This window comes from Sphingomonas endolithica (assembly GCF_025231525.1).
GTDB classification, from domain to species: Bacteria; Pseudomonadota; Alphaproteobacteria; order Sphingomonadales; family Sphingomonadaceae; genus Sphingomonas; species Sphingomonas endolithica.
Genome location: NZ_CP103057.1, coordinates 1,447,332 through 1,474,015, shown reverse-complemented (window position 1 = coordinate 1,474,015; position 26,684 = coordinate 1,447,332). Strand labels below are relative to the sequence as shown.

27 protein-coding genes are annotated in these 26,684 nt (G+C 66.5%); 11 read left to right on the top strand and 16 right to left on the bottom strand.

The annotated features are described in order from the left end of the window. The first annotated feature begins 123 nt into the window (after nucleotides 1-123). A complete protein-coding gene (locus tag NV382_RS06945; RefSeq protein WP_260599781.1) occupies nucleotides 124-729 on the top strand; it encodes a hypothetical protein in 606 nt (201 codons plus the stop codon). 50 nt (nucleotides 730-779) lie between these two features. Here NV382_RS06945 and NV382_RS06940 read toward each other — a convergent pair whose 3' ends face one another. From NV382_RS06940 to NV382_RS06900, 9 genes are all read right to left on the bottom strand, one after another. Next, nucleotides 780-1,841 (bottom strand): cell wall hydrolase, encoded by a 1,062-nt coding sequence (locus NV382_RS06940; RefSeq protein WP_260599780.1) that lies wholly within the window; start codon nucleotides 1,839-1,841, stop codon nucleotides 780-782. Between the two features lie 145 nt (nucleotides 1,842-1,986). Continuing rightward, the gene (locus NV382_RS06935) at nucleotides 1,987-2,166 is read right to left on the bottom strand and encodes a hypothetical protein (RefSeq protein WP_260599779.1); all 180 of its coding nucleotides are present in this window, start codon (nucleotides 2,164-2,166) and stop codon (nucleotides 1,987-1,989) included. 2 nt (nucleotides 2,167-2,168) lie between these two features. Next, nucleotides 2,169-3,314 (bottom strand): tRNA guanosine(34) transglycosylase Tgt, encoded by a 1,146-nt coding sequence (tgt, locus tag NV382_RS06930; protein WP_260599778.1) that lies wholly within the window; start codon nucleotides 3,312-3,314, stop codon nucleotides 2,169-2,171. A gap of 3 nt (nucleotides 3,315-3,317) precedes the next feature. Continuing rightward, nucleotides 3,318-3,788 carry a CREC-EF hand family protein gene (locus NV382_RS06925; RefSeq protein ID WP_260599777.1) on the bottom strand — a complete coding sequence of 157 codons (471 nt, stop codon included), beginning with the start codon at nucleotides 3,786-3,788 and terminating at the stop codon, nucleotides 3,318-3,320. After that, nucleotides 3,785-4,864 (bottom strand): tRNA preQ1(34) S-adenosylmethionine ribosyltransferase-isomerase QueA, encoded by a 1,080-nt coding sequence (gene queA, locus NV382_RS06920; protein WP_260599776.1) that lies wholly within the window; start codon nucleotides 4,862-4,864, stop codon nucleotides 3,785-3,787. Before queA ends, NV382_RS06925 begins: the two co-directional genes overlap by 4 nt. A 30-nt stretch (nucleotides 4,865-4,894) precedes the next feature. After that, nucleotides 4,895-5,629, bottom strand: a complete 735-nt coding sequence (locus NV382_RS06915; RefSeq protein WP_418066765.1) for a peptidylprolyl isomerase — start codon at nucleotides 5,627-5,629, stop codon at nucleotides 4,895-4,897. A gap of 71 nt (nucleotides 5,630-5,700) precedes the next feature. Further along, a complete protein-coding gene (gene coaD / locus NV382_RS06910) occupies nucleotides 5,701-6,207 on the bottom strand; it encodes a pantetheine-phosphate adenylyltransferase (RefSeq protein ID WP_260599774.1) in 507 nt (168 codons plus the stop codon). Nucleotides 6,208-6,322: 115 nt separating this feature from the next. Beyond that, nucleotides 6,323-7,222: a polyprenyl synthetase family protein gene (locus NV382_RS06905; protein ID WP_260599773.1), complete on the bottom strand. Its 900-nt coding sequence runs from the start codon at nucleotides 7,220-7,222 to the stop codon at nucleotides 6,323-6,325. 1 nt (nucleotide 7,223) lies between these two features. Next, nucleotides 7,224-7,478 carry an exodeoxyribonuclease VII small subunit gene (locus tag NV382_RS06900; RefSeq protein ID WP_260600336.1) on the bottom strand — a complete coding sequence of 85 codons (255 nt, stop codon included), beginning with the start codon at nucleotides 7,476-7,478 and terminating at the stop codon, nucleotides 7,224-7,226. Nucleotides 7,479-7,898: 420 nt separating this feature from the next. Here NV382_RS06900 and NV382_RS06895 point away from each other — a divergent pair, with 420 nt between their 5' ends. Further along, the gene (locus tag NV382_RS06895) at nucleotides 7,899-9,257 is read left to right on the top strand and encodes an NAD-dependent succinate-semialdehyde dehydrogenase (RefSeq protein ID WP_260599772.1); all 1,359 of its coding nucleotides are present in this window, start codon (nucleotides 7,899-7,901) and stop codon (nucleotides 9,255-9,257) included. A gap of 213 nt (nucleotides 9,258-9,470) precedes the next feature. Further along, a complete protein-coding gene (locus NV382_RS06890; protein ID WP_260599771.1) occupies nucleotides 9,471-10,163 on the top strand; it encodes a L,D-transpeptidase family protein in 693 nt (230 codons plus the stop codon). 119 nt (nucleotides 10,164-10,282) lie between these two features. Here NV382_RS06890 and NV382_RS06885 read toward each other — a convergent pair whose 3' ends face one another. The 5 genes from NV382_RS06885 to NV382_RS06865 all read right to left on the bottom strand — a co-directional run bounded on the left by NV382_RS06885 (nucleotide 10,283) and on the right by NV382_RS06865 (nucleotide 17,174). Beyond that, complete coding sequence (locus NV382_RS06885; RefSeq protein WP_260599770.1) at nucleotides 10,283-11,971, bottom strand: long-chain-fatty-acid--CoA ligase; 1,689 nt, start codon at nucleotides 11,969-11,971, stop codon at nucleotides 10,283-10,285. A 37-nt stretch (nucleotides 11,972-12,008) separates the two neighbouring features. Beyond that, complete coding sequence (locus NV382_RS06880) at nucleotides 12,009-12,203, bottom strand: hypothetical protein (protein WP_260599769.1); 195 nt, start codon at nucleotides 12,201-12,203, stop codon at nucleotides 12,009-12,011. A 61-nt stretch (nucleotides 12,204-12,264) separates the two neighbouring features. Continuing rightward, nucleotides 12,265-13,959: a GGDEF domain-containing protein gene (locus NV382_RS06875; RefSeq protein ID WP_260599768.1), complete on the bottom strand. Its 1,695-nt coding sequence runs from the start codon at nucleotides 13,957-13,959 to the stop codon at nucleotides 12,265-12,267. Between the two features lie 577 nt (nucleotides 13,960-14,536). Then, nucleotides 14,537-16,852: an ATP-dependent Clp protease ATP-binding subunit ClpA gene (gene clpA, locus NV382_RS06870; RefSeq protein ID WP_260599767.1), complete on the bottom strand. Its 2,316-nt coding sequence runs from the start codon at nucleotides 16,850-16,852 to the stop codon at nucleotides 14,537-14,539. A 124-nt stretch (nucleotides 16,853-16,976) separates the two neighbouring features. Further along, complete coding sequence (locus tag NV382_RS06865) at nucleotides 16,977-17,174, bottom strand: DUF1192 domain-containing protein (RefSeq protein ID WP_260599766.1); 198 nt, start codon at nucleotides 17,172-17,174, stop codon at nucleotides 16,977-16,979. A gap of 86 nt (nucleotides 17,175-17,260) precedes the next feature. On the opposite strand from NV382_RS06865, the gene NV382_RS06860 reads away from it, so the two are divergent. The 8 genes from NV382_RS06860 (at nucleotide 17,261) to NV382_RS06825 (ending at nucleotide 24,548) form a co-directional block, all read left to right on the top strand. Then, nucleotides 17,261-18,265, top strand: a complete 1,005-nt coding sequence (locus NV382_RS06860) for an NAD(P)H-quinone oxidoreductase (RefSeq protein ID WP_260599765.1) — start codon at nucleotides 17,261-17,263, stop codon at nucleotides 18,263-18,265. A 238-nt stretch (nucleotides 18,266-18,503) separates the two neighbouring features. Then, on the top strand, nucleotides 18,504-19,382 hold the full coding sequence (locus tag NV382_RS06855; RefSeq protein ID WP_260599764.1) for a UDP-2,3-diacylglucosamine diphosphatase: 879 nt from the start codon (nucleotides 18,504-18,506) through the stop codon (nucleotides 19,380-19,382). 4 nt (nucleotides 19,383-19,386) lie between these two features. Next, on the top strand, nucleotides 19,387-20,409 hold the full coding sequence (locus NV382_RS06850) for a glycosyltransferase family 4 protein (protein ID WP_260599763.1): 1,023 nt from the start codon (nucleotides 19,387-19,389) through the stop codon (nucleotides 20,407-20,409). A 119-nt stretch (nucleotides 20,410-20,528) separates the two neighbouring features. After that, the gene (locus tag NV382_RS06845) at nucleotides 20,529-21,212 is read left to right on the top strand and encodes a DUF1013 domain-containing protein (RefSeq protein WP_260599762.1); all 684 of its coding nucleotides are present in this window, start codon (nucleotides 20,529-20,531) and stop codon (nucleotides 21,210-21,212) included. 59 nt (nucleotides 21,213-21,271) lie between these two features. Continuing rightward, entirely contained in the window at nucleotides 21,272-21,562 is a 291-nt protein-coding gene (locus NV382_RS06840; protein ID WP_260599761.1) for a GIY-YIG nuclease family protein, read from the top strand. A gap of 164 nt (nucleotides 21,563-21,726) precedes the next feature. After that, nucleotides 21,727-22,797 carry an MBL fold metallo-hydrolase gene (locus NV382_RS06835; protein WP_260599760.1) on the top strand — a complete coding sequence of 357 codons (1,071 nt, stop codon included), beginning with the start codon at nucleotides 21,727-21,729 and terminating at the stop codon, nucleotides 22,795-22,797. Nucleotides 22,798-22,995: 198 nt separating this feature from the next. After that, entirely contained in the window at nucleotides 22,996-23,856 is an 861-nt protein-coding gene (locus NV382_RS06830) for a dienelactone hydrolase family protein (RefSeq protein WP_260599759.1), read from the top strand. 68 nt (nucleotides 23,857-23,924) lie between these two features. Then, a complete protein-coding gene (locus NV382_RS06825; RefSeq protein ID WP_260599758.1) occupies nucleotides 23,925-24,548 on the top strand; it encodes a glutathione S-transferase family protein in 624 nt (207 codons plus the stop codon). A gap of 125 nt (nucleotides 24,549-24,673) precedes the next feature. Here the strand turns inward: NV382_RS06825 and NV382_RS06820 are convergent, their stop codons facing one another. Continuing rightward, on the bottom strand, nucleotides 24,674-24,862 hold the full coding sequence (locus tag NV382_RS06820; RefSeq protein WP_260599757.1) for a DUF1289 domain-containing protein: 189 nt from the start codon (nucleotides 24,860-24,862) through the stop codon (nucleotides 24,674-24,676). Nucleotides 24,863-24,864: 2 nt separating this feature from the next. After that, on the bottom strand, nucleotides 24,865-26,382 hold the full coding sequence (locus NV382_RS06815; RefSeq protein ID WP_260599756.1) for a DEAD/DEAH box helicase: 1,518 nt from the start codon (nucleotides 26,380-26,382) through the stop codon (nucleotides 24,865-24,867). Nucleotides 26,383-26,684: the final 302 nt, after the last annotated feature.

Here is a 26,684-nt window from a genome sequence, read left to right as displayed (position 1 = left end):
GAACGACAGCATCATAGTAGCCGCGATTGGGCGGTGTCGACGGCGAAGCTTGCTTTGCACGCCGTACACTGTGACGATGGCAGGCGCGTCGCAGAGCGCCGCTCGGTCTGGGAGGATAGGTTGATGCAGGGTAGGTCATTGGCGATTGCCGTGATGCTGGCGGCCTGCGGTTGCGCGCAGCCGGCGGATGCTTCGGCGGGGGCACTCGGATCAGGCTTTTATGAAGGCTTCCTGCTGGCAGTGTCGCCGGGCGGACGCGTCGTCGGTCATTTCGACATGGAACAGGGCATGGAGGTGATCAAGCGCTGCACGTTCGACTTTGTCGGGCGGGCCAGCGGCAATCAGGCGACGATCCGCACCATCCGCACGCCGAGCCTGAACGGACGCATTACCGCCGACACTGCCGGTGATGTCACCTTTAGCATGGCGCATGTGCGCGACTTGCCCGGCTGCGGCCTCGTCGTGCCGCCCGAAGCGGAAGCCGCCGGCACCCAACTCAGCCGGATCCGGCCGGGTAATTGGACCGAGCTAGCCAGGGTCACAGGCGCACGTGTCGCATTCAAGGCGACGCCCAGCGGACGGGCACGGCGGCGCTATGTCGTGAAAGGCGATGTGGTCGGCATTCTCGCGCGGCGGGGAAATCAGCTCCTGATCGTCTATCCCTCGGAACGCGATACATGGCCGCAGGGGTGGGTGTCGGCTGCCGATCTCGCGCCGCTCGCACCATAAGGGCGCGCAAGCTCGCGCCGGCCTGGATCGACCAGCCTGCCGATACCCCCTTATCGCAACGGCTTGCCCGAATCCTTCCAGCGGTCGAGGATCTGCGAGTCATTCGGAGCCGCCGCCGGCACCGCTCCCTTGCTGACACCTGCGACCGGGAGCCCGCTCTGCGCATAATCGGGCTGGATCGCCGCTGTCGTCGTCGTCGGTGCCGGCGACACCTTTGCTACCGCCGCCAGCGTCGCCAGCGGCATGTCCGGCGCCGGCCCGATCGCGGGCAGGGTCGGGCGCGGGTGCGGGCCGGGTACCGGCTCGTGGCCCATATAGACCTGGCGGAACGCGCCGGGCGTGCCCCAATAACCCTGCCAGCGGTGGAAGAAATGCGCGCCGATCGCCGCGGTCATCACCAGGCTGCGGTTCCAGGACGGCGTCACCGCATAGGTATGGTAATGCGTCGCCATGCCGACATCGGCCTCGACCGATCCGGCCAGCGCGGCGGCGGCCACGCGCATCGCGCGCAGCCAATAGGCCTTGGCCGGCACGCGCGCCATCGATCCGTCGCAGGCATAGCTGAACTGGCAACCGGTGGTGCGTTCGGATCCCTGATACACCACGCCACACACGGTGTTGGGAAAAGCGGGATGCCGCACGCGGTTGAGGATCACCTGCGCCACCGCCCGCTGTCCGGCATCGGGTTCGCTCGCCGCTTCGTAATAGATCGCCGCGGTCAGGCATTGCAGCGCGCGGCCGCGATCGACGCTGCTGGCGGCGCGTATCGAGAAAGGTGGCGCGGCGTGGATCGAGCCATCGGCTGCCAGCGTCGTCGTGCTCGCCTCGGCGGGTACCGGCAGATCGGGCAAGGCGGCGGTGCCGGTCGCACCGGTTGCAGGGGCCGCGTTCTCGTCGGCGACGTAGAGATAGGCGGCGCCCGGGAAATGATCCTCGGCCTCATAGCCCGCCGGGCGGGGGGCGGGCAGTTCCGGCACCGGCTGGTTGTCGGCAATTGCGCGCAGGGCGCCATGTGCCGAGACGCCGGCACAGACGGTCGCGACCATGCCGATCACGCCCAGCTTGGTCAGCCGGGGGATGCGCAGGCGGTGGCGGAACTCGTCGAACGTCACGCGGGGAAGGGCCTCGGCTGCTAGGGCGACTCGATCGAGCCGATGAGCCTCCCTAGCCGTTCCGGGCCTGGCAAGCTGCCGCGAATTTGCCCACGTCCCGCTACGAAACACTTGATAGTTAACGTAATTGTCAGACGCTTGGCGCTCAGTCCTTCTTGCGCCCGGCGAATAGCATCGCTGCAGCAACCGCCGCCGATCCGATGCCGACGCCAAGCCCGATCGCGCCGATCGGCCAGCTCTTGGCCTCGGCTTTGCGCGCGCGTTCGCGGGCGGCATTGGCGTGCTTGGCCGCCGCGACAATTTCGTTGGGTTCCTGATCGGACATGGTCACTCTCCTGTTTTTGTCGCTGTTGCGGTGCGATATTCCGCGCGAAAGGCATTGGCAAATGCCGACAGCCGCTGCTCGGCGATCGCGGCGCGCAGATCGGCCATCAGCGCCTGGTAGAAATACAGATTGTGCTCGGTCATCAACATCGCACCCAGGATCTCGTCCGATCGCACGAGGTGGTGCACATACGCCCGCGTCCAGGTGCCGCACACCGGGCAGGCGCAGGTCGGATCGAGCGGCCCTTGATCCTCACCGAACCTGGCATTGCGCAAATTGATCGGGCCAGCGCGGGTGAATGCCTGACCGGTACGGCCGGAGCGGGTGGGGAGAACGCAGTCGAACATGTCGATTCCACGTTCCACTGCGCCGACGATGTCGTCGGGCTTGCCCACGCCCATCAGATAGCGCGGCTTGTCGACCGGCAGCTGCCCGGGCGCGAAATCGAGGCAGCCGAACATGGCTTCCTGCCCTTCGCCGACCGCCAGCCCGCCGACCGCATAGCCATCGAAGCCGATCGCGGTCAGTTCGCCGGCGCTTTCCGCGCGCAGCCGCTCGTCGAGTGCGCCCTGCTGGATGCCGAAGATCGCCGCCCGCTCGGCATGTTCGCCGCCGCCGTCGAACGCGTTGCGGCTGCGTTTCGCCCAGCGCATCGACCTTGCCATGGCCGCGGCCTGCACCTCGCGCGTCGACGTGGTCGGCACCAGTTCGTCGAACGCCATGACGATGTCCGAGCCCAAAAGGCGCTGGATCTCGATCGAGCGTTCCGGGCTGATCGTGTGCTTCGATCCATCGATATGGCTGCGGAAAGTCACGCCATTCTCGTCGCGCTTGGTCAGGTCGCTGAGACTCATCACCTGGTAGCCGCCCGAATCCGTCAGGATCGGCCGGTCCCAGCCCATGAAACGGTGTAGGCCCCCCAGCCGCGCAACGCGCTCGGCGGTCGGGCGCAGCATCAGGTGATAGGTGTTGCCGAGGATGATGTCTGCGCCGCTTGCCCTGACGTCGCCCGACTTCATCGCCTTTACCGTGGCGGCGGTGCCGACCGGCATGAAGGCGGGGGTGCGGATCTCGCCGCGCTGCATGGTGATGGCGCCGGTACGCGCCTTGCCGTCGGTGGCGGCGATCGTGAAGTCGAACCGTGACATGGCTCAGCCCTTCTTGCCGCGCTTGCCCGGCACGCCGACCGGGCCGGTGCGGATCGTCAGCAATTCCGTGCGCGTCACCGATCCGTTCTTGTCCACGTCGTAACGATCGAAGAAGCGGTCGAACTCGGTCGTGAGCTCGGGCAGCGTGATGCGGTTGTCATTGTCGCCATCCACGCCATACGGGCCGGGAAGCGCATTGACGTCCCCCAGCCAGCGCACCGCCCAGTCGCCATAATCGATATAGCCGATATCGGGCTTGCCCGCGGCGGCCGCGGCGAAGCTGCGCTTCAGCCAGGCATGCAGTTCCGCGCGCGTGACGACGGCATCCGCATCGGCATCGCAGGCAGCGATCGCCATTGCCGCCGGCTCGGCGACGATCGAGGCGAACGGCTGCGGCCGGGTAACGGGGGCAACGGGGGTGACGGGCAGGGGCTGCTGCGTGGCCGACAGCGCGAGCGCGAGGAGGAGCATCATGGGCCTTTCTGGGCGGCAGGGCCGGGCAGCAACAGGCTGGCATCGCCATAGCTGTAGAAGCGGTAGCCGTTGGCGATGGCATGCGCATAGCTCGCCTGCATCCGCTCCGTGCCCATCAATGCCGATACCAGCATGAACAAGGTCGATCGCGGCAGGTGGAAATTGGTCATCAGCCCGTCCACCCCGCGGAAGCGGTAGCCCGGCGTGATGAAGATCGCGGTGTCGCCTTCGAACGGCTGGATCGTGCCGTCGGCGGCCGCCGCGCTTTCGATCAGCCGCAGGCTGGTCGTGCCCACCGCGATCACGCGCCCGCCGGCCGCGCGCACCGCGTTGAGGCGATCGGCGGTGGCAGCGTCGATGCGGCCCCATTCGGCATGCATCTTGTGATCGTCGGTATCCTCCGCCTTGACCGGCAGGAACGTGCCCGCGCCGACATGCAGCGTCAGCGTGGCGTGGGCGATGCCGGCGGCATCCAGCGCCGCCATCAGGTCCGGCGTGAAATGCAACGCGGCGGTCGGCGCGGCGACGGCGCCTTTTTCGGCGGCGAACATCGTCTGGTAATCGGCCAGATCGTCGGCATCGGCGGCACGGCGGGCGGCGATATAGGGCGGCAGGGGCATGCGCCCGGCCCGGTCGAGCAGCAATTCGACCGGCTCCTCGCCCGCAAAGCTCAGCGCCACGCTACCGTCCTCGGCCTTGTCGGCAACGGTGGCGGAGACGCCATGGCCGAATTCGACCACGTCACCCTCGCGCAGCCGCTTGGCGTTGCGGATGAAGGCGCGCCAGCGCCGCGGCCCCTCGCGCTTGTGCAGCGTCGCGCCGATCCGCGCTCCCGACGCGCCCGGCACGTCGCGATCGCTGGCGCTGCGCGTGCCCTCCAGCTGCGCGGGGATGACGCGCGTGTCGTTGAACACCAGCAGGTCGCCCGGGCGCAACTGGCCCGGCAGGTCGCCTATCGCAAGGTCGCGTGTTTCGGCGCCATCTAGCACCAGTAGGCGCGCGGTATCACGCGGGCTTGCCGGGCGGAGCGCGATCCGCTCCGGCGGCAATTCGAAATCGAACAGATCGACGTTCATGGCATTATCCCCGCCCCCGCGGGGCGCTGCTTACTTCTTCGTCGCCGGCTTCTTGGCGACGGGCTTTGCTGCGGGCTTCGTCGCCGTAGACGGTGCCAGCGTGGTCGCGGGCAGCGTCACGGGCGCGGCCACCGGGGCCGGCGCATAGGCCGGCGGATGATCCGCCGCGACATAGGCATGCACGATCTTGGACGGGTTCGCCGGCGGCTCGCCACGTTCGATCGCGTCGACATATTGCATACCCTCCAGCACGCGGCCGAACACGGTATACTTCTTGTCGAGGCTGAGCCGCGGCTGGAACACGATATAGAACTGGCTGTTCGCGCTGTCCGGGCTGTCGGCGCGTGCCGCTGCCACGGCGCCGCGCACGTGCGGCAGGTAATTGAACTCGGCCGGCACGTCGGGCAGCGTCGATCCGCCGGTCCCGTCGCCCTTCGGGTCGCCGCCCTGCGCCATGAAGCCTTCGATCACGCGGTGGAACATCAGCCCGTCATAGAAATGCTGGCGGGTCAGCGTCTTGACGCGTTCGACCATCTTGGGCGCGACATCGGTGCGCAGCCAGATCACCACGCGCCCGCCGGTCGACAGATCGAGATACAGCAGGTTTTCGGGGTCGGTTGCCGAAGCAGGCGCGATGCGCGGCGCGAACACCACCGGCGCCTTGGGATCCGCGATCGTCTTGGCCTCGGGCTTCTCCTTCTGCGCCGCCGCGGGAAGGGCGATCATCGCGCAGGCGACGGCAATCATTGTGGCAATCGAACGCATCATATCCCCGCGGTAATTTCGGCTTCGGTGTCGGCGTCTAGAGCAAATCCGGCCTTGCGCCAATCTGAACGTCAGCTGCCCTTGCGGCCGATCTCGGCCACGCGCCGGGCGACCTCCTGCGAGACGCGCGGCGGCACGAACTTGCCGATATCGCCGCCGTACAGCGCGATTTCCTTGACCAGCCGGCTGGCGATCGGCTGCAGTGCCACATCGGCCATCAGGAACACCGTCTCGACCCGCGGATTGATCTGCTGGTTCATGCCCGCCATCTGATATTCATATTCGAAATCGGCGACGGCGCGCAGGCCGCGCACGATCACCTTGGCGCCCTGCCGCTCGGCGAAATCCATCAGCAGCGAATCGAAGCTGACCACGTCGATATCGCCGCCAATCTCCTCGACCTCGCGGCGGACCATCGCCATGCGCTCCTCGATGCAGAACATCGGCGATTTGGAGGCATTGGTGGTCACGCCCACGACCAAGCGATCGACCAGCTTGGCGCCGCGCCGGATGATGTCGGTATGGCCGAGCGTGATCGGGTCGAACGTGCCGGGATAGACGCCGATGCGGGTGGTCATGTTTCTAGCTCCCAAACCGAGAAGCCGTCATCCCAGCGGACGCTAAGATCTTCGTGAGGCGAGCGTGACATGCGCCCCCACAGAGACCCCAGCTTTCGCTGGGGTGACGGGTAGCTCAATGATCCCGCGCCATCACGAACCGCGCGATATCGCGCAGCACGTCCGCCTCCGCGCCATAACCGTGCAGATGCGCCACTGCCTGGTCGACCAGCATGCGCAACTGCTCGCGCGCGCGGTCCAGGCCCAGCAGCGACAGGAACGTCTCCTTGCCGGCCGCCGCGTCCTTGCGCAGCGCCTTGCCCGCTAGTGCCTGGTCACCTTCGACATCCAGGATGTCGTCCGCGATCTGGAAAGCGAGGCCGAGATCGCGGGCATAACCGCGTAAGGATGTGCGCCCCTCGACCGGCAGGCGTCCCAGGATCGCGCCGGCCTCGACCGAGGCCGCGATCAGCGCGCCGGTCTTCATCGCCTGCAACCGCGTAACGGTCGGCAGGTCGAAGCTCGATTTCTCCGCCTCCAGGTCCATCATCTGGCCGCCGGCCATGCCGTTCGGGCCGGAGGCGCGGGCGAGATCGGCGATCAGCTCGGCGCGCACGAACGGGTCGGCATGCGTGTCCGGATCGGCCAGCACTTCGAATGCCAGCGCATGCAGGCAATCGCCGGCCAGGATCGCGGTCGCCTCGCCGAACACCTTGTGCGCCGCGGGCTTGCCGTGGCGCATGTCGTCATCGTCCATCGCCGGCAGGTCGTCATGGACCAGCGAATAGACATGGATGCACTCGATCGCGAGGCCGGCGCGGCCGGCGCAATCGCGATCCACCGCGAACAATCGCGCGGTCGCCTGCACCAGCATCGGCCGCAGCCTTTTGCCCCCGCCGATCGCGGCATGGCGCATCGCACGGTACAGATCGGCACGGGGATCGTCCGGCACCTCCAGCAGCGCATCGAAGCGGCGATCGATATCGGCCGCGACATCCGCCAGCGCGGCCTGCAACAAAGGGGACGCGCCGCTCATCTCAGCCGGCGGCAAAGGGCTGGGTGCCGGCGGCGCGGCCATCGGCATCGGTGCGGATCGATTCGATCCGCGCCTGCGCCGCATCCAGCCGATCCTTGCAGCGCTGGCGCAATTTGTCGCCGCGCTCGTACAATGCGATCGCGCCTTCCAGCGGCTCGTCACCGGATTCGAGCCGGCCGACGATTGCCTCCAGCTCGCGCAACGCCGCTTCGAACGACAGGTCTTCGACCGGGATCTGTGCGGGGGTAATGTCCATCGCCGCGCTATGCGACAGGCGGAGGAGGGGGGTCAAGGCTCCGACCGACCGCTAGCAGACGCGCGCCAGCCATCACCCCGGATCTCGTCCGGTGGCTATGCCGCGCCGGCATGTAATCGTCATTCCCGCGCAGGCGGAAATCCATACTGGCTTACGCGGCGGCGAAATCGCTATCGTTCAAGACTATGGATCCCCGCCTGCGCGGGGATGACGGCAGCGACATGTTTGCTGGTATGAGCATCGACTCGCTCGGAGTCCACCGAGCGCACGCTCTGCGCTCGATGCACTATCGTCGTGGCAAGCGGCACGGCGGAGCCCGGAACAGGTCAGGGGTGACGGCTTGGGCGAAACCCACCGCCCAACCGAGGGGGCAAAGCGGCACCTCGTGCGTTGAACGCCACGACCTCAGGAGCTTCCCCCATGTTTACCAGCATCAACCCCGCCACCGGCGCACCCGGCGAAAGCTTCGCCGAGCTCACCGCCGACGAACTCGACCTCCGCATCCAGCGCGCCGCGGACGCCTACAAATCCTGGCGCGCCACCGATTACGCCACGCGCACGGCACTGCTCGAGGCGATCGCCGAGCAGTTCGACGCCAATCGCCAGCGCCTGGCCGAAATCGCTGTGCGCGAAATGGGCAAGACGCTGAAGTCGGCATTGGCCGAGGTCGACAAATGCGCCGTCGGCTTCCGCCATTATGCGCAGGAAGGCCCGGCGATGCTCGCCTCGCGCGAATTCGCCACCTCCGCTGGCAAGGCGACCGCGCGCTGGTTGCCGATCGGCCCGGTGCTCGCGATCATGCCGTGGAATTTCCCCTATTGGCAGGTCGTGCGCTTCCTTGCCCCGACGATCATGGCCGGCAATGTCGCGCTGCTCAAACATGCCTCCAGCGTGCAGGGCGTGGGTGCCGCGATCGAGGAAATGGTCATCGCCGCCGGTGCGCCGGCGGGGCTCTTCCAGAACCTGGCGATCAAGTCGGACAAGGTCGATGCGCTGATCGCCGACGATCGGATCGCCGCCGTCACGCTCACCGGTAGCGAGGGCGCGGGGATGAAGGTGGCGGAGGCCGCCGGTCGCGCGCTGAAGAAGGTCGTGCTGGAACTCGGCGGCTCCGACCCGTTCATCGTCATGCCCTCGGCCGATCTCGATCTCGCCGCCAAGACTGCCGTCACCGCGCGCGTGCAAAATACCGGCCAGTCGTGCATTTGCGCCAAGCGGATGATCGTCCATGCCGATGTCTACGACGCATTCCTGGAGAAATTCTCCGCCGGGATGCATGCGGTGAGGGCCGGCGATCCGTTCGATCCAGCGACCGACATGGGGCCGCTTTCCAGCGAGGAGCAGCGCCAGACCGTGATCGACCAATTAGCGATGATCGAGAAGGAAGGCGGCAGAATGCTCTTCGGCGGCGAGGCCTTGCCGGGCAAGGGCGCGTACATGTCCGCCGGCATCCTGGTCGACGTGCCGATCGATCATGCGGTGGCCAAGGAGGAGTTGTTCGGACCGGTAGCGATGCTGTTCAAGGCGGATGATATCGACGCCGCGATCGCGCTTGCCAACGACGTGCCGTTTGGCCTCGGGTCATCGGTATGGACAGAAGATGCCGCCGAACGCGAACGCTTCGAACGCGAGATCGAGGCCGGCATGACCGCGGTCAACCAGATGCTGGCGAGCAGCCCGGAGGCGCCGTTCGGCGGGATCAAGCGCTCGGGCCATGGCCGCGAATTGGGGCCATACGGGCTGCACGAGTTCATGAACCTGAAGACGGTGGTCGGATAGTCGACTTACTTCCCCGGCGGAGGCCGGGGCCCAGTCGTGGAACGGCGATTGGCGGGCGCCACGTCCACCAAATCCACTTCCGCGACTGGGCCCCGGCCTCCGCCGGGGAGCCGCGGGGTGTGATTATGAACACCCCCCACCTTCGTCCCTCTCCGGCACGGTCCAAAAAGCGCCCTGTTCAAACCCACATCTTTGGCCGACATCCGCCCTCCGATGGCAAGCAACACCCCACCCACCGCGCCGCGCCGCAACCGAGGATCGGTGATCCTCGCCGGCACGCTGACCGCCTGCCTGTTCGGCGGCGTCGGGCTGATGGCGGTGGCGGCCAACCTGCCCAAGGCCGCGCCGATCGCCGCACCCCGCATCGCACCGCCCAGGGCGCAACCGCTCGCGCTGGCCGCCAAGCCCGCGCCCGCCGCGCCGGCGGTGGCGCCCGATCCCGGCTATGTCGTCAAGCGCGTACTCGAGATTGCAGGCCCGATGCGGCAGGGCGATCATTATTGGGACGAGAGCGGCGCGCCCGCGACCGGGCCGATCGTCATCACCGTCGATCTCGCCGCGCAGACCGTCTCGGTATTCCGTGCCGGCTATGAGATCGGCACCGCGGTGATCATCTATGGCGGCGACCAGACCCCGACCCCGCTCGGCATCTTCCCGATCACGCAGAAGGATGCCGATCACGTCTCGAACATCTATGACGCGCCAATGCCGTACATGCTGCGGCTGACCAATGACGGCATCTCGATCCACGGCAGCGAAGTCGGCGACGGCTATGTCACCCATGGCTGCATCGGGGTGCCGACCGCCTTCGCCAAGAAGGTGTTCGCCGCAGTCAAGCTCGGCGACAAGGTGATCGTGACGCGCGGCGAGATGCTCAGCGCAGGGCAGTCGATCAAGGCTGCTTGATCTTCTCCCCTCCCTGAAAGGGAGGGGGCAGGGGGTGGGTTGGTCCTTCGCGCGCCGCCGGTGGTGCCCCGAGCCGACCCACCCCCAACCCCTCCCTTCCAGGGAGGGGAGCTTAAATGTCAGCCCTCGGCCATCACTTCCGCCACCAGATCCTTGCGGCTGAGCTTGCCGATCATCGTCTTGGGCATGCTGTCCCTGACCACCACGCGGTCGACCCGCTCATGGCGCCCCAATTGCGGATTCAGCCAGTCGCGCAGTTCATCGGCAGCGACTGTCATCCCGTCGTTCAGCGTCACGTAACCGCGCGGCTGCTCGCCACGATACGGGTCGGGCAGGCCGATCACCATCGCTTCCTTCACCGCGGGATGGTGGTGCAGGATCGCCTCGATCTGGCTCGGGAAGACCTTGAAGCCGCTGACCGCGATCATGTCCTTCAGGCGGTCGACGATGCGGATGAAGCCATCCGCGTCGATCACCCCGACGTCACCGGTCCGCAGCCAGTTGATGCCGTACTCGTCGGCGACGAACACTTCGTTGTCGGTATCGGGGCGGTCCCAATAGCCTTGCATGATCTGCGGACCGGCAACGATGATCTCGCCCGGTTCGCCGTCGGGCGCGGGCTGGGTAGGATCGCCCTTGTCCACCAATCGTACGTGCGTGGCGGGGATCGGCTGTCCGATCGTGCCGGGCTTGCCCTCGCGCTCATACGGGTTGGCGGAGACCACGCCCGAGCTCTCCGACAGGCCGTAACCCTCGACCACGGTCGCGCCCGTCACGCCCTCGAACTTCGCCTTCAATTCAGCCGATAGCGGCGCGCCACCGGAGATGCAGACGCGCAAGCTGCTGAAATCCGTCTTCGCCGCGTCCGCATGATCGAGCAGCGCCTGGTACATCGTCGGCACGCCAGGCAGCGAGGTCGCCTTGGTCCGCTGCAACGCCGCCAGCACCTGGCCCGCCTCGAAGCGCGGCAGCATCACGATGCAGCCGCCGTTCAGCACGGTGCGGTTGAGCACACAGGTATTGGCGAAGACATGGAACAGCGGCAGCACGCCCAGGATGCGGTCCTCGGCGCCGGCATGCGGGTCGATCCCCATCACCTGCCGCGCATTGGCCGACAGGTTCTGGTGCGTCAGCATCGCGCCCTTGGGCACGCCCGTGGTGCCCCCGGTATATTGGATCAGCGCGACGTCGCGGTTCGGATCGATCGCCGGCGTGGCATGCCGGCCGTCATTCTTGATCAGCGCCGAGAACGCCATGACCCGCGGATCGTTCGGCCGCTCGGTCGTCTCCTTGCGCTTGAACAGCCGGTACAGCAGCGACTTGCCCGCCGGCAGCGCGCCTGCGACCGATCCCACCACCAGCCGCTCGAGCGCGCTCTTGTCGAGCACCTTCAGCGCTGTCGGCAGCACGGCCTTGGCCGACACGGTGAACAGCAATTTGGTGCCCGAATCCGCCACCTGGTGCGCCAGTTCGTCCACCGTATACAGCGGCGAGAAGTTCACCACCGTCGCGCCCAGTTTCAGGATGCCGTAATAGGCCGCCAGGTAATGCGGCACGTTGGGCAGGAACAGCCCGATCCGGTCGCCCGGCCCATAGCCCAATGCGGCAAGCCCGGCCGCGACGCGGTTGGCCGCGGCATGCGTTTGCGCATAGCTATAGTGGCGGCCGAGAAAGTCGATCAGCGGCGCCGCGCCGCCTGTGGCTGCGGCATCATCGAACAAATCCACCATCGAGAGCGGCGGAAACTCGGTAGTCCATGGGGTCGGGTGGCGATACGCGTTCAGCCACGCGCTGCTGGGATCAGTCATTTACAGGCGTGTAAGCAAGCCCGCGCGGCCCCGCAAGTTATACCAGGCGCCGGGTCCAGGTCACCAACACGGAAACCGCGACGATGCCGAGATCGACCGCCGCCTGCACGCGCGCCGGGGCACGGTCGGCCGAGTCGTGCGTCAGGATGCGGATATCGGCGCTCGGGTGCCGAACGGCGACCAGCAGCATCAGCGCGATGGCGATACAGAAACCGATCCGACGTTCGCGCATGTCCACCACTCCCGATAACTATGATTGAATATCAGGATTGCGATCGGGCGACAAGCGGCGCTCAGGCCGCAACCGGCACGGCGAAGATCGAGGGTATCGCCTGGCGGACACGGTCGCGCCCCGCCGCCTTGGCCTCGAACAATGCCCGGTCCGCGGCGCAATACATCGCCTTCCAATCGGCCTCGCGCGCCAGCGGGCCGATACAGGCGCCGACGCTGGCGGTGACGGTCAGGTCGAACGGCATGTGCGCGGTGCGCAGTTGCGCGAGCACATCCTTCGCATCCAGCGCCCCGCCGGCTGCGGAGACAATGGCGAACTCCTCACCACCGATCCGCGCCACCAGCGCGTTCGGGGCGGCCCCGCGCAGGCACCGGGCGACGACACGCAGCACATCGTCGCCGCCGTCATGGCCGATCGTGTCGTTGACTCGCTTGAAGTTATCGAGATCGACCAGCAGCAATTGCTGGTCCCCGACCCGCCCGATCGCATCGCGCAGGAACGAGCGCCGGTTCATCAGCCCCGTCAGCGGATCAGCATCGGCCAGCATCCGCGCCACCACCTCCTGTTCGCGCGCGGCATCGCGCTCGCGCGTGATCAGCAGGATGCGGTAGGCGATCGCGAGTGACGACAGCAACGCCTCCAGCGCCATCGACAGGATCGTCGAATTGTCGAGCCAGAAACTGTAGGACAGCAGACCCAGCCCATGCGCGGCGCGGGCCGTAGCCAGGATGACCGGGGTCGCCCAGGCGATCGCGAACATGCTGAGGAATTGGCTGCGTTTGCGCCAGGCACAGACGATCATCGGTACAGACATCATGATCAGCGCCATGAAGGCCAGCGAATAGGCCCGATCGAGCACCTGCATTTGCCAGGGCGCGACTGTCGCCACCAGCAAAGTCGGCACCAGCATCACGCCACAGGCGAGGAGGATGACCCGGTCGAGTGCGCGCGGGATCACGCCCTCTTCGAAGAAGTGGCGCAGGAAGAACAAGGCGGCGATACCCGTTGCCGCCAGTACGACATAGTTGATCCGCAGCCGCAAATTGTTCTCGATGCCCGGCAACAGCCAGGCCAGCGCGCCCGACGACGACAAGGTATAGAGCAGCATGCCGACCATCATCAGGCAATAATATCTGAGGAAGGCATGCTGCAGCGCCCGTGCGAGTGCGAAATTGTACAGCAGCAATGCCGCGCAAACGCCGGCGAAACCGGCATAGATCGCCGCCATCACCATGTTCGACGATGCCGCCTCGATCGCCGTCGCCACGCGCGGCGCCAGGATGATCCCCCGCACGTTGGCCGAGCCCTGCACATGCCAGAGCAACCGCTGCAGCTTGGCCGGATGCTGCGGCAAGTAAAGCTGGATGATCGCGCCCAGTTGCAGGTTGCGCGTCGCGGCGTGCTGATCGACCGGGATCCTGAGCGTCGTCCCATCGGCAAAGCGCGCGTACAGCGTCATGCGCTGCTGCCACACGCTGCAGACGCGTACCGTCCGGCGCACATCCTGCAGCTCGACGTCGAGCGCCCGGCTCACCACCCAATAATCGCCCGGCCCGAAATGACGCTGCGGCGTGCGGCAGTCGAACCCGACCGGCGCTGCCAGCATCTTGCCGGCGCTGAGCCCCGGCGCATCGCGCCGCACGCAGACCGCCAGACGCTCGCCGATCGTGCCCGCCTTGGCCTGCGCCACACCCGGCATCAAGGTGATCGCCGCGATGAAGAGGCCGATAAAGGCAAGACAGCGCGGCGAAAGCATGGCTCGCTGTAGGAGCCAACCTCGAAATTTTGCGTAAACGAAGTCATTATGGATCGAATTTGGACCCGCAACGTTATGGCGGGTCGATTTCAAGGCGCGGGGTCCGTCCACTGGCTCGCTCTGAGCGCGTGCCCATTCCCCGCGTTCCCTGTTCCCCGGCGCAGGCCGGGGCCCAGGCGGACAGGTCGTCGCAACGGGCACCAACCTTCGCAACAGCCAGTGCGCTGACCTCTCCCCCGTTCGTGTCGAGCGCAGTCGAGACACCGATCCCAAGCGCAGGTGTCTCGACTACGCTCGACACGAACGGATGGGAGTGGGTCAGGATCAATTTACAGCAACAGCCACTGGCCTTCACCCCAGAACGCGCCGTTGATCATGCCGCTCCAGCACATACCTAAGTTCTCCCGCGAAAGCGGGAGCCCAGGGCCCCAGGTGCTGTCGCTTGTGGCCCTGGACCCCCGCATTCGCGGGGGAACAAGCATATGACCCAAGGCAGATCGACTTCGTCAGCGCCCAAAAAGAAAAGGCGCCGTCCCAATCGGAACAGCGCCTCCTCTTCACCACAATCGCGTAGCGCTCACTCCACCTCGACGGCCTCCGCCTTGCCCTTCTTGCGCGGCTTCTTGGGCGGAGCGGCGGTGATCTCGAACGCCAGCCCGCCGTCCTTCATCTTCACCGTCACCTCGCCGCCATGGACCAGCTTGCCGAACAGCAGTTCCTCGGCCAGCGGCTGCTTGATCTTCTCCTGGATCAGGCGGCCCATCGGACGCGCACCGTACAGCTTGTCATAGCCCTTGGTGGTCAGCCACGCCTTGGATTCCTCGTCCAGGTTGATGTGCACGTTGCGGTCGGCCAGCTGCAGTTCGAGCTGCAGGATGAACTTCTCGACCACCCGGGCCACCACTTCCGTCGGCAGATACCCGAACGGCACGATCGCATCTAGCCGGTTGCGGAATTCCGGCGTGAACATCTTCTGCACCGCCTGCTCGTCCTCGCCCTCGCGGGTGAGCTGACCGAAGCCCAACGTCTCGCGTGCCATGTCGCTGGCACCCGCATTGGTCGTCATGATCAGGATGACGTTGCGGAAATCGACCGTCTTGCCGTGCTGGTCGGTCAGGCGCCCGTTATCCATCACCTGCAACAGGATGTTGAACAGATCGGGATGCGCCTTCTCGATCTCGTCGAGCAACAGCACCGAATGCGGCTGCTGGTCGATCGCGTCGGTGAGCAGGCCGCCCTGATCGAACCCGACATAGCCCGGGGGCGCACCGATCAGACGCGATACCGAATGACGCTCCATATATTCAGACATGTCGAAGCGCTGCAGCGGGATGCCCATGATCGTGGCAAGCTGCTTGGCGACTTCGGTCTTGCCGACTCCGGTCGGCCCGGTGAACAGATAGTTGCCGATCGGCTTTTCCGGATCGCGCAGGCCGGCCCGGCTGAGCTTGATCGCCGAGGCGAGCTTTTCGATCGCCGCATTCTGCCCGAACACGACACGCTTGAGATCCGTTTCGAGCGATTCCAGCGCCTTGGTGTCGTCGGTCGAGACCGACTTCGGCGGGATGCGCGCCATCGTAGCGATGACCTGTTCGATCTCACGCGTCGTGATCGTGCGCTTGCGCTTGTTGAGCGGCACCAGCATCTGCATCGCCCCGACCTCGTCGATCACGTCGATCGCCTTGTCCGGCAGCTTGCGGTCGTTGATGTAGCGCGACGACAGCTCGACCGCCGCCTTGATCGCGTCGGGCGTGTACTTGACCTTGTGATGGTCCTCGAACGCCGTGCGCAGGCCGGTCAGGATCTTGATCGTGTCCTCGATCGTCGGCTCGTTGACGTCGATCTTCTGGAAGCGCCGCAGCAATGCGCGGTCCTTCTCGAAGTGGTTGCGGAATTCCTTGTACGTCGTCGATCCGATGCAGCGGATCGTGCCGCCCGACAAAGCTGGCTTCAACAGGTTCGACGCATCCATCGCGCCGCCGCTGGTCGCGCCAGCGCCGATCACGGTGTGGATCTCGTCGATGAACAGGATCGCATCGGGCATCTTCTCGAGCTCGGTCACGACTGCCTTCAACCGCTCCTCGAAATCGCCGCGGTACCGCGTACCGGCGAGCAGCGCGCCCATATCAAGCGAGTAGATCACTGCCGGCAGCAGCACTTCCGGCACGTCGCCTTCGACGATCTTGCGCGCCAGACCCTCGGCGATCGCCGTCTTGCCGACGCCCGGATCACCGACATACAGCGGGTTGTTCTTCGAGCGACGGCACAGGATCTGCACCGTGCGATCGACCTCGGGGCCACGCCCGATCAGCGGGTCGACCTTGCCGTTCTTGGCCTTCTCATTGAGATCGACGCAGAATTGCTTGAGCGCGGACTCGCTCTTGCCCTTCTCGCCGGGCTTGGCCGGCTTGTCTTCTTCCGCACCCTTGGGGGTGGCGGCTTCGGTCGGTTGCCCGCCCTTGCCGACGCCGTGGCTGATGAAGCTCACCGCATCCAGCCGGCTCATGTCCTGCTGCTGCAGGAAATACACGGCATAGCTCTCGCGCTCGCTGAACAACGCGACGAGCACGTTGGCGCCGGTCACTTCGTCGCGGCCGGAGGATTGCACATGCAGGATGGCGCGCTGCACGACGCGTTGGAAACCCGAGGTGGGCGAGGGGTCGGTCGCCGCATCGACCTTCAATGCTTCGAGTTCGGTATCGAGATAATGCGCGACGGTGGCCTTCAACTCGTCCAGTTCGACGTTGCACGACAGCATCACCTTCGATGCATGCTCGTCGTCGATCAACGCGAGCAGCAGATGCTCCAGCGTGGCATATTCATGGCGCCGCGAGGATGCGGCTTCTAGCGCCTTGTGGAGAGTGGTTTCCAGCGCTGAGGCAAAAGATGGCATCAGAAAAACTCCTAGCGGGCCGCGAACACCAAGCGGCCCTGATCCTCTATGTTGGAAGGCGGGGGACCCGCATCAAGCACTTGAAAAACGCGCCGACATTTACTGCTGGTCGGCGCGGCGGCATTCATCGCCTGAATAACTCGTCGGCACTGGCGCGGTGATCGACGGCGCGTGCCCGTTTGCCGCGCGTCCGCTCGATCTCCGCCTCCAGCGCAGCGATCCGCGCGTCGAGTTCGTCTACCGACAAGGCGTCGAGATCCTGCCGCATCAGCGCGGTCAGCGGGTCGCCCGGTTTTCCGGCGAAAATCTCGTCCAGGTCCATGGGGAAGAAAGTTGACCCTGCGGGAGGCGATGTCAATAAGAAGCGCCGCGCCGACGTGAAAGCGGCGAACAGGGGCTGCCGACACGATGAGCGAGATACCAACCGTGATGCGGGCGATCGACCCGGACGCGCCCGGCGGCGCGGACGTGCTGCAAGTGGTCGAGCGGCCGGTGCCCGTGCCGCGTGCCGACGAGGTGCTGATCCGCGTCGCCGCGGCTGGCGTCAACCGCCCGGACGTGCTGCAGCGCAAGGGCGGCTACGCCCCGCCGCCCGGCGCGCCCTCCATTCCCGGTCTCGAAGTCTCGGGCGAGATCGTCGCGGTCGGTGACGATGTGCCGCGCGAGATGATCGGCCAGCCGGTCTGCGCGCTGCTCGCCGGCGGCGGCTATGCCGATTATGTCGCGGTGGCGTACGGCCAGTGCCTGCCGGTGCCCGAGACGCTCAGCATGGTCGAGGCAGCGGCGATCCCCGAGACGTTGTTCACCGTGTGGACCAACCTGTTCGAGCGCGGCTATGCCGGCGAGGGCGACACGGTGTTGGTCCATGGCGGCACCAGCGGCATCGGCACCATGGCGATCGCGCTCGCCAATCTGTTCGGCCTGACGATCATCGTCACCGCCGGCAGCGCCGACAAATGCACCGCCGCGGTCGCGCTCGGCGCCGACCACGCGATCAACTATAACGACGAGGATTTCGTCGCGCGGGTGAAGACGATCACCGAGGGTAGGGGCGTGCAGGTCGTGCTCGACATGGTCGGCGGCGATTACCTGCCGCGCAACCTGCAATGCCTGGCGGAGGATGGCCGCCACGTCTCGATCGCGGTGCAGGGCGGCATGACCGCGACGATCCCGATCTTCGACATCATGCGCCGCCGCCTGACGCTCACCGGCTCCACGCTCCGCCCGCGCGACACCGCGTTCAAGAGCCTGGTCGCCGACGAACTCGCTCGCACCGTCTGGCCGCACGTCGAGGCCGGCCGCCTCCACCCGGTCATCGACCGCACCTTCCCGCTGGACCAGGCAGCCCAAGCGCACGAGCGCATGGAAGCCGGCAGCCATGTCGGCAAGATCGTGCTGGTAATGGAGGAGTGACCACGCCCTATTCGCACACCGCCGTCATCCCCGCGAAGGCGGGGATCCATAATCTCGACACTCACCTGTAAGAACGAAGCGCCAGCCAGTATGTATTCCCGCCTGGGCGGGAATGACGGACACTAGCTGCCGGCGCCCGAAACCACTTTCACCGCTTCTTTGATGCAGCGCGACTCGTCCTGTAACAATCTTCCGTCATAGGGTGATCCCGGTAGGGCAACCGAACGGGACAATCGGCATGGACGTCGTCACCTCGCTAAGCGGCAGCAACCTGATCGACTTCAGCGATTTCGCATCATCGCAGCCGGTGATTCCGGAGCGTAACATCGCCGGGCGGCAACAGTTCCGCACGATCTGGATTTCGGACGTGCATCTTGGCACACGCGGCTGCAATGCCGAGATGCTGATCGACTTTCTCGACCATGTCGACAGCGAGACACTGTATCTGGTCGGCGACATCATCGACGGCTGGCGGCTGAAGAAGAAATTCTACTGGCCCGCCGCGCACAACGACGTCGTCTGGCGCCTGCTCAAGCGCGCCAAGCGCGGCACCCGGGTCGTCTATATCCCGGGCAATCACGACGAAGTGTTCCGCCAGTTCTGCGGGCTCGATTTCGGCGGCGTCGAGATCCGCCGCCAGGCGCTGCACGATACCGCCGACGGCCGCCGCCTGCTCGTGCTGCACGGCGACGAATTCGATGCCATCACGCTGGCGCACCGCTGGCTGGCGCATGTCGGCGATGCGGCGTACAATCTGCTGATGGCGCTCAACCGTGGCCTCAATGCGTATCGCCGCTTCTTCGACATGCCCTATTGGTCGCTGTCCAAGCACGCCAAGGCCAAGGTCAAGAAGTCGGTCGAGTTCATCTCCAATTACGAGGAAGTCGTGGCGCAGGCCGCCGGGCATCGCGGCGCCGATGGCGTCGTCTGCGGCCATATCCACACCGCCGAATTCCGCGACATTGCCGGCGTCGAATATTTCAACGACGGCGATTGGGTGGAAAGCTGCACCGCCTTGGTCGAACATGCCGATGGCCGCATGGAATTGCTGCACTGGGCCGACGAGATCGCCGCGCGTCCCGCCGTCGATCAGCCCGCGGCGATGATGGCGGCCTGAGCCGTTGCGCATCGCCATCGTCACCGATGCCTGGAGCCCGCAGGTCAACGGCGTGGTGCGCACCCTGCAGGCGGTCAGCGCCGAGTTGCGGCGGCAGGGTCACGAGGTGCTGATCATCTCGCCCGATCTGTTCCGCTCCGTGCCGTGCCCGACCTACCCCGAGATCCGGCTGGCCTTTGCGCGCACCGCGGCGGTCGGGCGGATGCTGCAGGCGTTCGGGCCGCAGGCGGTGCATCTGGCGACCGAGGGCCCGGTGTGCATCGCCGCGCGCCGCTGGTGCCTGGCGCGCGCCTTTCCGTTCACCACCGCCTATCACACGCAATTCCCCGATTATGTCGCCGCGCGCACCGGCGTGAACCCGGAATGGATCTGGCGCTACATCCGCTGGTTCCACGCCCCCGCGCAAGCGATCCTCGCCTCCACCCCATCGATCGCGGCGACGCTCGAGCGGCACGGCCTGCACCGGGTGCGCCATTGGGGCAGGGGCGTCGACCTGGCGATCTTTTCGCCCGCGGTACCGCGCCATCCACGGCTTGCCGGCCTGCCTGGCCCAGTCCAGCTCTATGTCGGGCGTGTCGCGGTGGAGAAGAATATCGAGGCGTTCCTGGGATCCTCGCACCCCGGCACCAAGGTGATCGTCGGCGAAGGTCCGGCGCGCGCCGCGCTGGAGACGCAATATCCGCAGGCGATCTTCCTCGGGCCATTGTTCGGCGCCGATCTCGCTGGCGCCTATGCCGCTGCCGACGTGTTCGTCTTCCCCAGCCGCACCGATACGTTCGGGCTGGTGATGATCGAGGCGCTGGCCTGTGGCACGCCGGTCGCGGCCTACCCAGTCACCGGCCCGATCGACGTGCTGACCGAGCAGGTCGGCGCGATGCACGACGTCCTCGACCACGCCATCGCCGCCGCGCTGACCCGCGATCGCCAGGCCTGCGCCGCCTACGCCGCCGGCTTCACCTGGGAGGCCAGCGCCCACCAGTTCGTCAGCGCGCTGGTCCCGTTCGATGCGGCGATGCTGGCGGCCTGACCCCAGTCTGACGCCAACCCGACCCACCGCTTGCCACTCATCGCCAGAAGGGCTAGATCGTTCACCATCACGCGGCCGCTCCGAAAGGGGCGGCCCTTTCTGTTTCTGAGGAGTTCACCGTGGCCCAGCCGCTCATGCCCCATGCCACCGCCGCCTGGTTGGTCGACAACACCGCGCTCTCGTTCGAGCAGATCGCCGAGTTCTGCGGCCTGCACATCCTGGAGATCCAGGCCATTGCCGACGATACCGCCGCGACCAAGCTCACCGGCCGTGATCCGATCCGCGCGCACGAGCTGACGCAGGAGGAGATCGACAAGGGCCAGGCCGATCCCGATTACAGCCTGAAGATCATCAAGGGGCCCGAACAGGTCCGCCGCACCAAGGGCCCGCGCTACACGCCGGTGTCCAAGCGTTCGGACAAGCCCGACGGCATCGCCTGGATCATCCGCAACCATCCCGAGATCACCGACGGCGCGATCGGCAACCTTATCGGCACCACGCGCACGACGATCGCCGCGATCCGCGACCGCAGCCACTGGAACATCGCCAACATCACGCCGAAGGACCCGGTAACCTTGGGCCTCACCACCCAGCGCGAGCTCGACGCCGCCGTCGCCAAGGCGGGCAAGGCCGCGGGCCTCGAGCCGGTGGTCGACACCAAGCTCGACGGCGACCGCGAAGCCCTGATCACCGAACTGCGCGCCCAGCGTGCGCAAGCGGCACTGGATGCCGAAGCGGCAGAAGCCGGTGAAGGCGAAGCGGCCCCGATCGAGCGCACCGCGGAGAATTTGTTCAAGAGCTGAGCGTCTCGCGCTAGACTGATCCCCGGCCAAGGCCGGGGCCCAGTAGCGGAGGTCGGGCGGTGGAGAAGAACGGCTTCGTCTACATCCTGGCAAGTGCCCGCAACGGCACGATCTATATCGGGGTGACCAGCGACCTGCCGAAGCGCGTCTGGGAACACCGCACCCAGGCCGTCCCGGGCTTCACCCGCCAGCACCGTTGCCACACGCTCGTCTGGTACGAAGCGCACGACTCGCTCGAAGAAGCCCGCAAGCGCGAACTCCAGATGAAGGAGTGGCGCCGCGCCTGGAAGATCCGCGAGATCGAGGGGCTCAACCCCGAATGGGCGGATCTGTACGACACGATCTTGTAGCCGATAGTTGCGATACCCTACTTGTTCCCCGGCGAAGGCCGGGGCCCAGTCGGAAAGGTCGATGGTACCGGCGTAACGCCAGCAATCTTCTGTTCCACGACTGGACCCCGGCCTCCGCCGGGGAACGGGTGGCACTATTGGCAATCCGTTGCTACTCGCAACCTATGTCACCACCCCAGCCCCCATCCCCAACCCACCACAAGGGCCTGACCTATCCCTTCGGCACCGCCGAGCCCGCCCCCGGCACCATCACGCAAGTCGTCCCCGGAATCCGCTGGGCCCGCCTGCACATTCCCGGCCCGCTCAAACACGTCAATTGCTGGCTGATCGACGACCGCGACGGCCGCGGCGATGGTGTCGCCCTGGTCGATACCGGCATGAACACGCCCGAAGCGCGCGCCGCCTGGAAGGCCATCTTCGCCGGCCCGCTCGCCGGCGTGCGTGTGACCAAGATGATCGGCACGCACATGCACCCCGATCATATCGGCCTCGCCGGCTGGATGTGCGACCATCACGCCGCGCCCTTGATCATGGCGCGCGGCGAATGGCTCACCGCGCAGATGCTCATCGCCGATGCACGCGAAACGATCCCGCCGGAGGTCACCGCCTTCCGCATCGCCGCCGGCTGGAACGAGGAGCAGATCGCGCATGCCGCCGCGCGCGGCTGGGCCGGCTTCCGCCGCATCGTCGCGCCGCTGCCGCTTGGCTACACGCGGATCAAGCATGGCGACACGCTGGATCTCGGCGGCACGGCATGGCGGATCGTCGTCGGCTCCGGCCATAGTCCCGAACATGCCTGCCTGCTCAACGAACGCGACGGCGTGCTGATCGCCGGCGATCAGGTCCTGCCGCGGATCAGCCCCAACGTCTCGCTCGGCGTCACCGAACCGACCGCCGATCCGCTGGGCGAATGGTTCGCCTCGATCGCCAGGCTGAAGATGCTTCCCGCCGACCTGCTCGTCCTGCCGGGGCACGGCGACCCGTTCACCGGCCTGCACACGCGCCTCGACGCGATGGACCGCGAACATCGCGAGCGCCTGAACGAACTCCAAGCCTTCCTCGGCGACGGCAAGCGCGCCGTCGACGTGTTCGGCCGCCTGTTCCGCCGTGCGATCGGTCCCGACATGCTCGGCATGGCAACGGGCGAAGCACTGGCACATCTCCGCCGGCTGGAGATCGAGGGCAGGGCGGCCAAAGACGTCCGCGAGGGCGTCTGGTGGTACCGCGCGATCTAGGCGCAGCAGCCGCCCAACCTGCTCCCCGGCGAAGGCCGGGGCCCAGGAGCGAAGGTCCACGTAACGGCACGCACCAGCCGTTACCGACCGTTCCACAACTGGGCCCCGGCCTTCGCCGGGGAACAAGTTTCGCGACGGGCAGGTGACGTTCACCATCGCAGGCGCTAGCCTGCGGCTACTCAACCAGGAGAGACGCGCATGTGCGACGAACATACCGCCGAGGACAACGCCCAGCACCTCTCCCGCCGTCAGTTCGGCGCCGCCGCCGGCGCGGTCGGCATGGCCATGCTGCTGCCCAGCCCAGCTAACGCGATGGCCGTCACCGGCCGCGACGTCTCGATCAAGACCGCCGACGGCACCGCCGATTGCTGGTTCGTTGCCCCCACCAGCGGCAAGCATCCCGCGGTGTTGGTCTGGCCCGACATCATGGGTCTGCGGCCCGCATTCCAGCAGATGGGCCGCCGCCTGGCCGAATCCGGCTATGCCGTGCTGGTCGTCAATCAATTCTACCGCTCGACCAAGGCGCCGTTCCTGAAGGCGGGCGAATCTTTCGACCAGCCCGAGGTGCGCGGGCGTATCATGCCGTGGCGCGAACCGCTCACCACCGCGGCGACCCAGCGCGACGCGCAGGCGTTCACCGACTTCCTCGATGCGCAGCGCCAGGTTGATCGCAGCAAGGGCATGGCCTCCACCGGCTATTGCATGGGCGGGCCGATGACGATGATCACCGCCGCGCTCCGCCCCGATCGCGTGCGCGCCGGTGCCTCGTTCCACGGTGGCGGCCTCGTCACCGACAAGCCGGACAGCCCGCATCTGATGGTGCCGAAGATGAAGGCCGGCTATCTGTTCGCCATCGCCGAGAATGACGATGCGCGCAGCCCGACCGACAAGGATGCGCTGCGCACCGCCTTCGCCGCGGCCAAGCTGCCGGCCGAGATCGAGGTCTATCAGGGCACGATGCACGGCTGGTGCCCGCCCGACAGCAAGGTCTACAACGCGGCGCAGGCCGACCGCGCCTGGGCCCGGATGCTGGCGTTGTTTGAACGGACGTTGGCGTAACGACTTGACGCGCGGCCCAGCGCCGTTCCACAAATGTTCCCATAAAAAGCGAGTCGGAGGACGCCCCCATGAGCCTGACATTCTACACCAACCCGATGTCGCGCGGCCGCATCGCGCGCTGGATGCTCGAGGAGACGGGCGCGCCGTACGAAACGGTCGTGCTCGATTACGCCTCGACGATGAAGGGCGACGAGTATCGGCAGATCAACCCGATGGCGAAGGTCCCGGCGATCGTCCATGACGGCAAGGTGGTCACCGAAGGTGCGGCAATCTGCGCCTATCTCGCCGATGCCTTCCCCGAGGCAGGCCTCGCTCCGCCGACGACTGAGCGCGCCGATTACTATCGCTGGCTGTTCTTCGCCGCCGGCCCGGCCGAACAGGCGATCACCAACAAGTCGTTCGGCGTCGCGCCCGACGAACGCCAGCAGCGCATGGCCGGCTACGGCAATTTCGACCTGATGGTCGACGTGCTCGAAAGGGCCGTGTCACAGCACGACTATATCGCCGGCGACAGCTTCACCGCCGCCGACGTCTATGCCGGCTCGCAAGTCGCCTGGGGCAAGCAATTCGGCAGCCTGCCACAACGCGACGCCTTCGACACCTATCTCGCCCGCATCCTCGCCCGCCCCGCCTACAAGCGCGCCGCCCAGATAGACGACGCCTTGATCGCCGCGGCCCAGGCGGCGGCGTAGCGGTCTACCTAGATTGAACTGTTCCCCGGCGAAGGCCGGGGCCCAGGAGCGGAGGTCGAGGTAACCGGCACAGCATCAGTTACCAGGCGTCTCGCGACTAGGCCCCGGCCTCCGCCGGGGAACAGCTAAGACCGTCGCCCCGGCAACGCGGCCATCACCGCAGCGCGCCATTCGGGCGTGCCACCGCTCCACCCGCCAATCTCATCCAGCGTTCGCCAGCACCCGACGCACAGCCCGCACGCATCGATCTTGCAGATGTTGATGCACGGGCTGTCGATCTTCACCACCGGCACCGTCTCGACCAAATCGCGCAAGATCAGTCGACGATCAGCCGCGCGTTGAGGAAGTTGGGTAGCGGGCCGTTCCAGCCGCCGTCATCCACGTCCGCATCCTGCAGCGCACGCTGCGGGCGGGCAGGGCGATCGTCGCGCGCCGGGCGCTCACGCGACGGTCGGGCGGCGCGCTCCTCGCGCGGTACCCGCTCTTCGCGCTCCGGTCGCGCAGCGCGCTCGGGACGCGGCTCCCGCGCTGGACGTTCTTCCCGCGCCGGACGCGGCTCCCGTGCCGGACGTTCCTCCCGCGCCTCAAGCTCGGACGCCGCCTCCTCGACCGGCGCCGTCTCACGTGCAGCCGGCCGACGCCGCCCGCGCGGCGCCCGCTCGGCGCGCGGCGCTTCCGCCGTTGCGGTCGCCGGCACGTCTTCGGCTTCGGGCGCCGCCTCGATCGCGCCATAACGCTCGATCTTCATGCCGGTCAGCTTCTCGATATTCTGGATGTTCTCCGCATCCTCCGGCGTCACCAGGGTGAACGCCACGCCCGTCGCGCCCGCGCGCCCCGTGCGGCCGATGCGGTGCACGTAATCGTCCGGATGCCAGGGCGCGTCGAAGTTGAACACATGGCTCACGCCCTTCACGTCCAGCCCGCGCGCGGCGACATCGGACGCCACCAGGATGTTGACGTCGCCCGATTTGAACCGGTCAAGCTCGGCGATGCGCTGCGACTGTTCCATGTCGCCATGAATCTCCGACGAGCGGAAGCCCAGCCGCTGCAGCGACTTGTTGAGCTCGCGCACCGTCGTCTTGCGGTTGGAGAAGATGATCGCCGTCGTCACGTCTTCCGCGCGCAGCAGCTTGGTCAGCGTGTCGCGCTTCTTGGCGCCCGATACCGGCACCAGCCATTGCTTGATGTTGACGTTGGCCGTCGCCGGGCGCGCAACCTCGATCGTCTTGGGATTGCTCAGGAACTTGTCGGCCAGTTTCTTGATCGGCGGCGGCATCGTCGCCGAGAACAGCAGGGTCTGGCGGCTCTTGGGCAGCTTGGTGCAGATTTCCTCGATGTCCGGGATGAACCCCATGTCGAGCATCCGGTCCGCCTCGTCGATCACCAGCAGGTCGCAGCCGTTGAGCAGGATCTTGCCGCGCTGGAACAGGTCCATCAGCCGCCCCGGCGTCGCGATCAGCACGTCGACGCCTTTTTCCAGCGCCTTCTGCTGGTCGCCCATCGATACGCCACCGATCAGCAGCGCCATGCTCAGCTTGTGATACTTGCCGTATTTCTCGAAATTCTCCGCCACCTGCGCGGCGAGTTCGCGCGTCGGCTCCAGGATCAGCGAGCGCGGCATACGCGCGCGGCTGCGGCCTTCGCCCAGGATGTCGATCATCGGCAGCACGAAGGCGGCGGTCTTGCCCGTGCCGGTCTGCGCGATGGCGACCAGGTCCTTCATCATCAGGACGCTGGGGATCGCGCTCGCCTGGATCGGAGTCGGCTCGGTATAGCCGGACTCATCGATGGCTTTGAGCAGTTGATCGGAAAGGCCGAGATCGGCGAAGGTCATGCAGTGTCCGGAGCAAAAGGGGGGCAGGGTAAAGGGCCGCGCCGTCGGCACGTCTGCCGACCGTTGAGCGCTTGCCGATCGAGCCTCAAAAGTCAAGGTAAAGGGGTCAAGAGAGCCCGGCAATCCGACCGGATCCAGCATTCAGGGCGTCGCAAACGCTGCCGTTCGTCCTGAGTAGGCGTCGAGTAGCGCGACGCGCGTATCGAGAGGCCGTATCGAAGGACAGGCACTTCGCGCTCCAACGGTGCTTCGATACGAGCCCTCGATACGGCCTGTGGCCTACTCGGTCTCTACTCAGCACG

What these genes read in the sequence shown, in the direction of transcription:
- NV382_RS06945 (WP_260599781.1), top strand. Translation starts at nt 124, where the DNA reads ATGCAGGGTAGGTCATTGGCGATTGCCGTGATGCTGGCGGCCTGCGGT.
- NV382_RS06815 (WP_260599756.1), bottom strand. Translation starts at nt 26,382, where the DNA reads ATGACCTTCGCCGATCTCGGCCTTTCCGATCAACTGCTCAAAGCCATC.
- NV382_RS06825 (WP_260599758.1), top strand. Translation starts at nt 23,925, where the DNA reads ATGAGCCTGACATTCTACACCAACCCGATGTCGCGCGGCCGCATCGCG.
- NV382_RS06855 (WP_260599764.1), top strand. Translation starts at nt 18,504, where the DNA reads ATGGACGTCGTCACCTCGCTAAGCGGCAGCAACCTGATCGACTTCAGC.
- clpA (WP_260599767.1), bottom strand. Translation starts at nt 16,852, where the DNA reads ATGCCATCTTTTGCCTCAGCGCTGGAAACCACTCTCCACAAGGCGCTA.
- NV382_RS06860 (WP_260599765.1), top strand. Translation starts at nt 17,261, where the DNA reads ATGAGCGAGATACCAACCGTGATGCGGGCGATCGACCCGGACGCGCCC.
- NV382_RS06830 (WP_260599759.1), top strand. Translation starts at nt 22,996, where the DNA reads ATGTGCGACGAACATACCGCCGAGGACAACGCCCAGCACCTCTCCCGC.
- NV382_RS06925 (WP_260599777.1), bottom strand. Translation starts at nt 3,788, where the DNA reads ATGATGCTCCTCCTCGCGCTCGCGCTGTCGGCCACGCAGCAGCCCCTG.
- coaD (WP_260599774.1), bottom strand. Translation starts at nt 6,207, where the DNA reads ATGACCACCCGCATCGGCGTCTATCCCGGCACGTTCGACCCGATCACG.
- NV382_RS06900 (WP_260600336.1), bottom strand. Translation starts at nt 7,478, where the DNA reads ATGGACATTACCCCCGCACAGATCCCGGTCGAAGACCTGTCGTTCGAA.
- NV382_RS06875 (WP_260599768.1), bottom strand. Translation starts at nt 13,959, where the DNA reads ATGCTTTCGCCGCGCTGTCTTGCCTTTATCGGCCTCTTCATCGCGGCG.
- NV382_RS06915 (WP_418066765.1), bottom strand. Translation starts at nt 5,629, where the DNA reads ATGCGTTCGATTGCCACAATGATTGCCGTCGCCTGCGCGATGATCGCC.
- NV382_RS06895 (WP_260599772.1), top strand. Translation starts at nt 7,899, where the DNA reads ATGTTTACCAGCATCAACCCCGCCACCGGCGCACCCGGCGAAAGCTTC.
- NV382_RS06865 (WP_260599766.1), bottom strand. Translation starts at nt 17,174, where the DNA reads ATGGACCTGGACGAGATTTTCGCCGGAAAACCGGGCGACCCGCTGACC.
- NV382_RS06890 (WP_260599771.1), top strand. Translation starts at nt 9,471, where the DNA reads ATGGCAAGCAACACCCCACCCACCGCGCCGCGCCGCAACCGAGGATCG.
- NV382_RS06935 (WP_260599779.1), bottom strand. Translation starts at nt 2,166, where the DNA reads ATGTCCGATCAGGAACCCAACGAAATTGTCGCGGCGGCCAAGCACGCC.
- tgt (WP_260599778.1), bottom strand. Translation starts at nt 3,314, where the DNA reads ATGTCACGGTTCGACTTCACGATCGCCGCCACCGACGGCAAGGCGCGT.
- NV382_RS06880 (WP_260599769.1), bottom strand. Translation starts at nt 12,203, where the DNA reads ATGCGCGAACGTCGGATCGGTTTCTGTATCGCCATCGCGCTGATGCTG.
- NV382_RS06885 (WP_260599770.1), bottom strand. Translation starts at nt 11,971, where the DNA reads ATGACTGATCCCAGCAGCGCGTGGCTGAACGCGTATCGCCACCCGACC.
- queA (WP_260599776.1), bottom strand. Translation starts at nt 4,864, where the DNA reads ATGAACGTCGATCTGTTCGATTTCGAATTGCCGCCGGAGCGGATCGCG.
- NV382_RS06835 (WP_260599760.1), top strand. Translation starts at nt 21,727, where the DNA reads ATGTCACCACCCCAGCCCCCATCCCCAACCCACCACAAGGGCCTGACC.
- NV382_RS06905 (WP_260599773.1), bottom strand. Translation starts at nt 7,222, where the DNA reads ATGAGCGGCGCGTCCCCTTTGTTGCAGGCCGCGCTGGCGGATGTCGCG.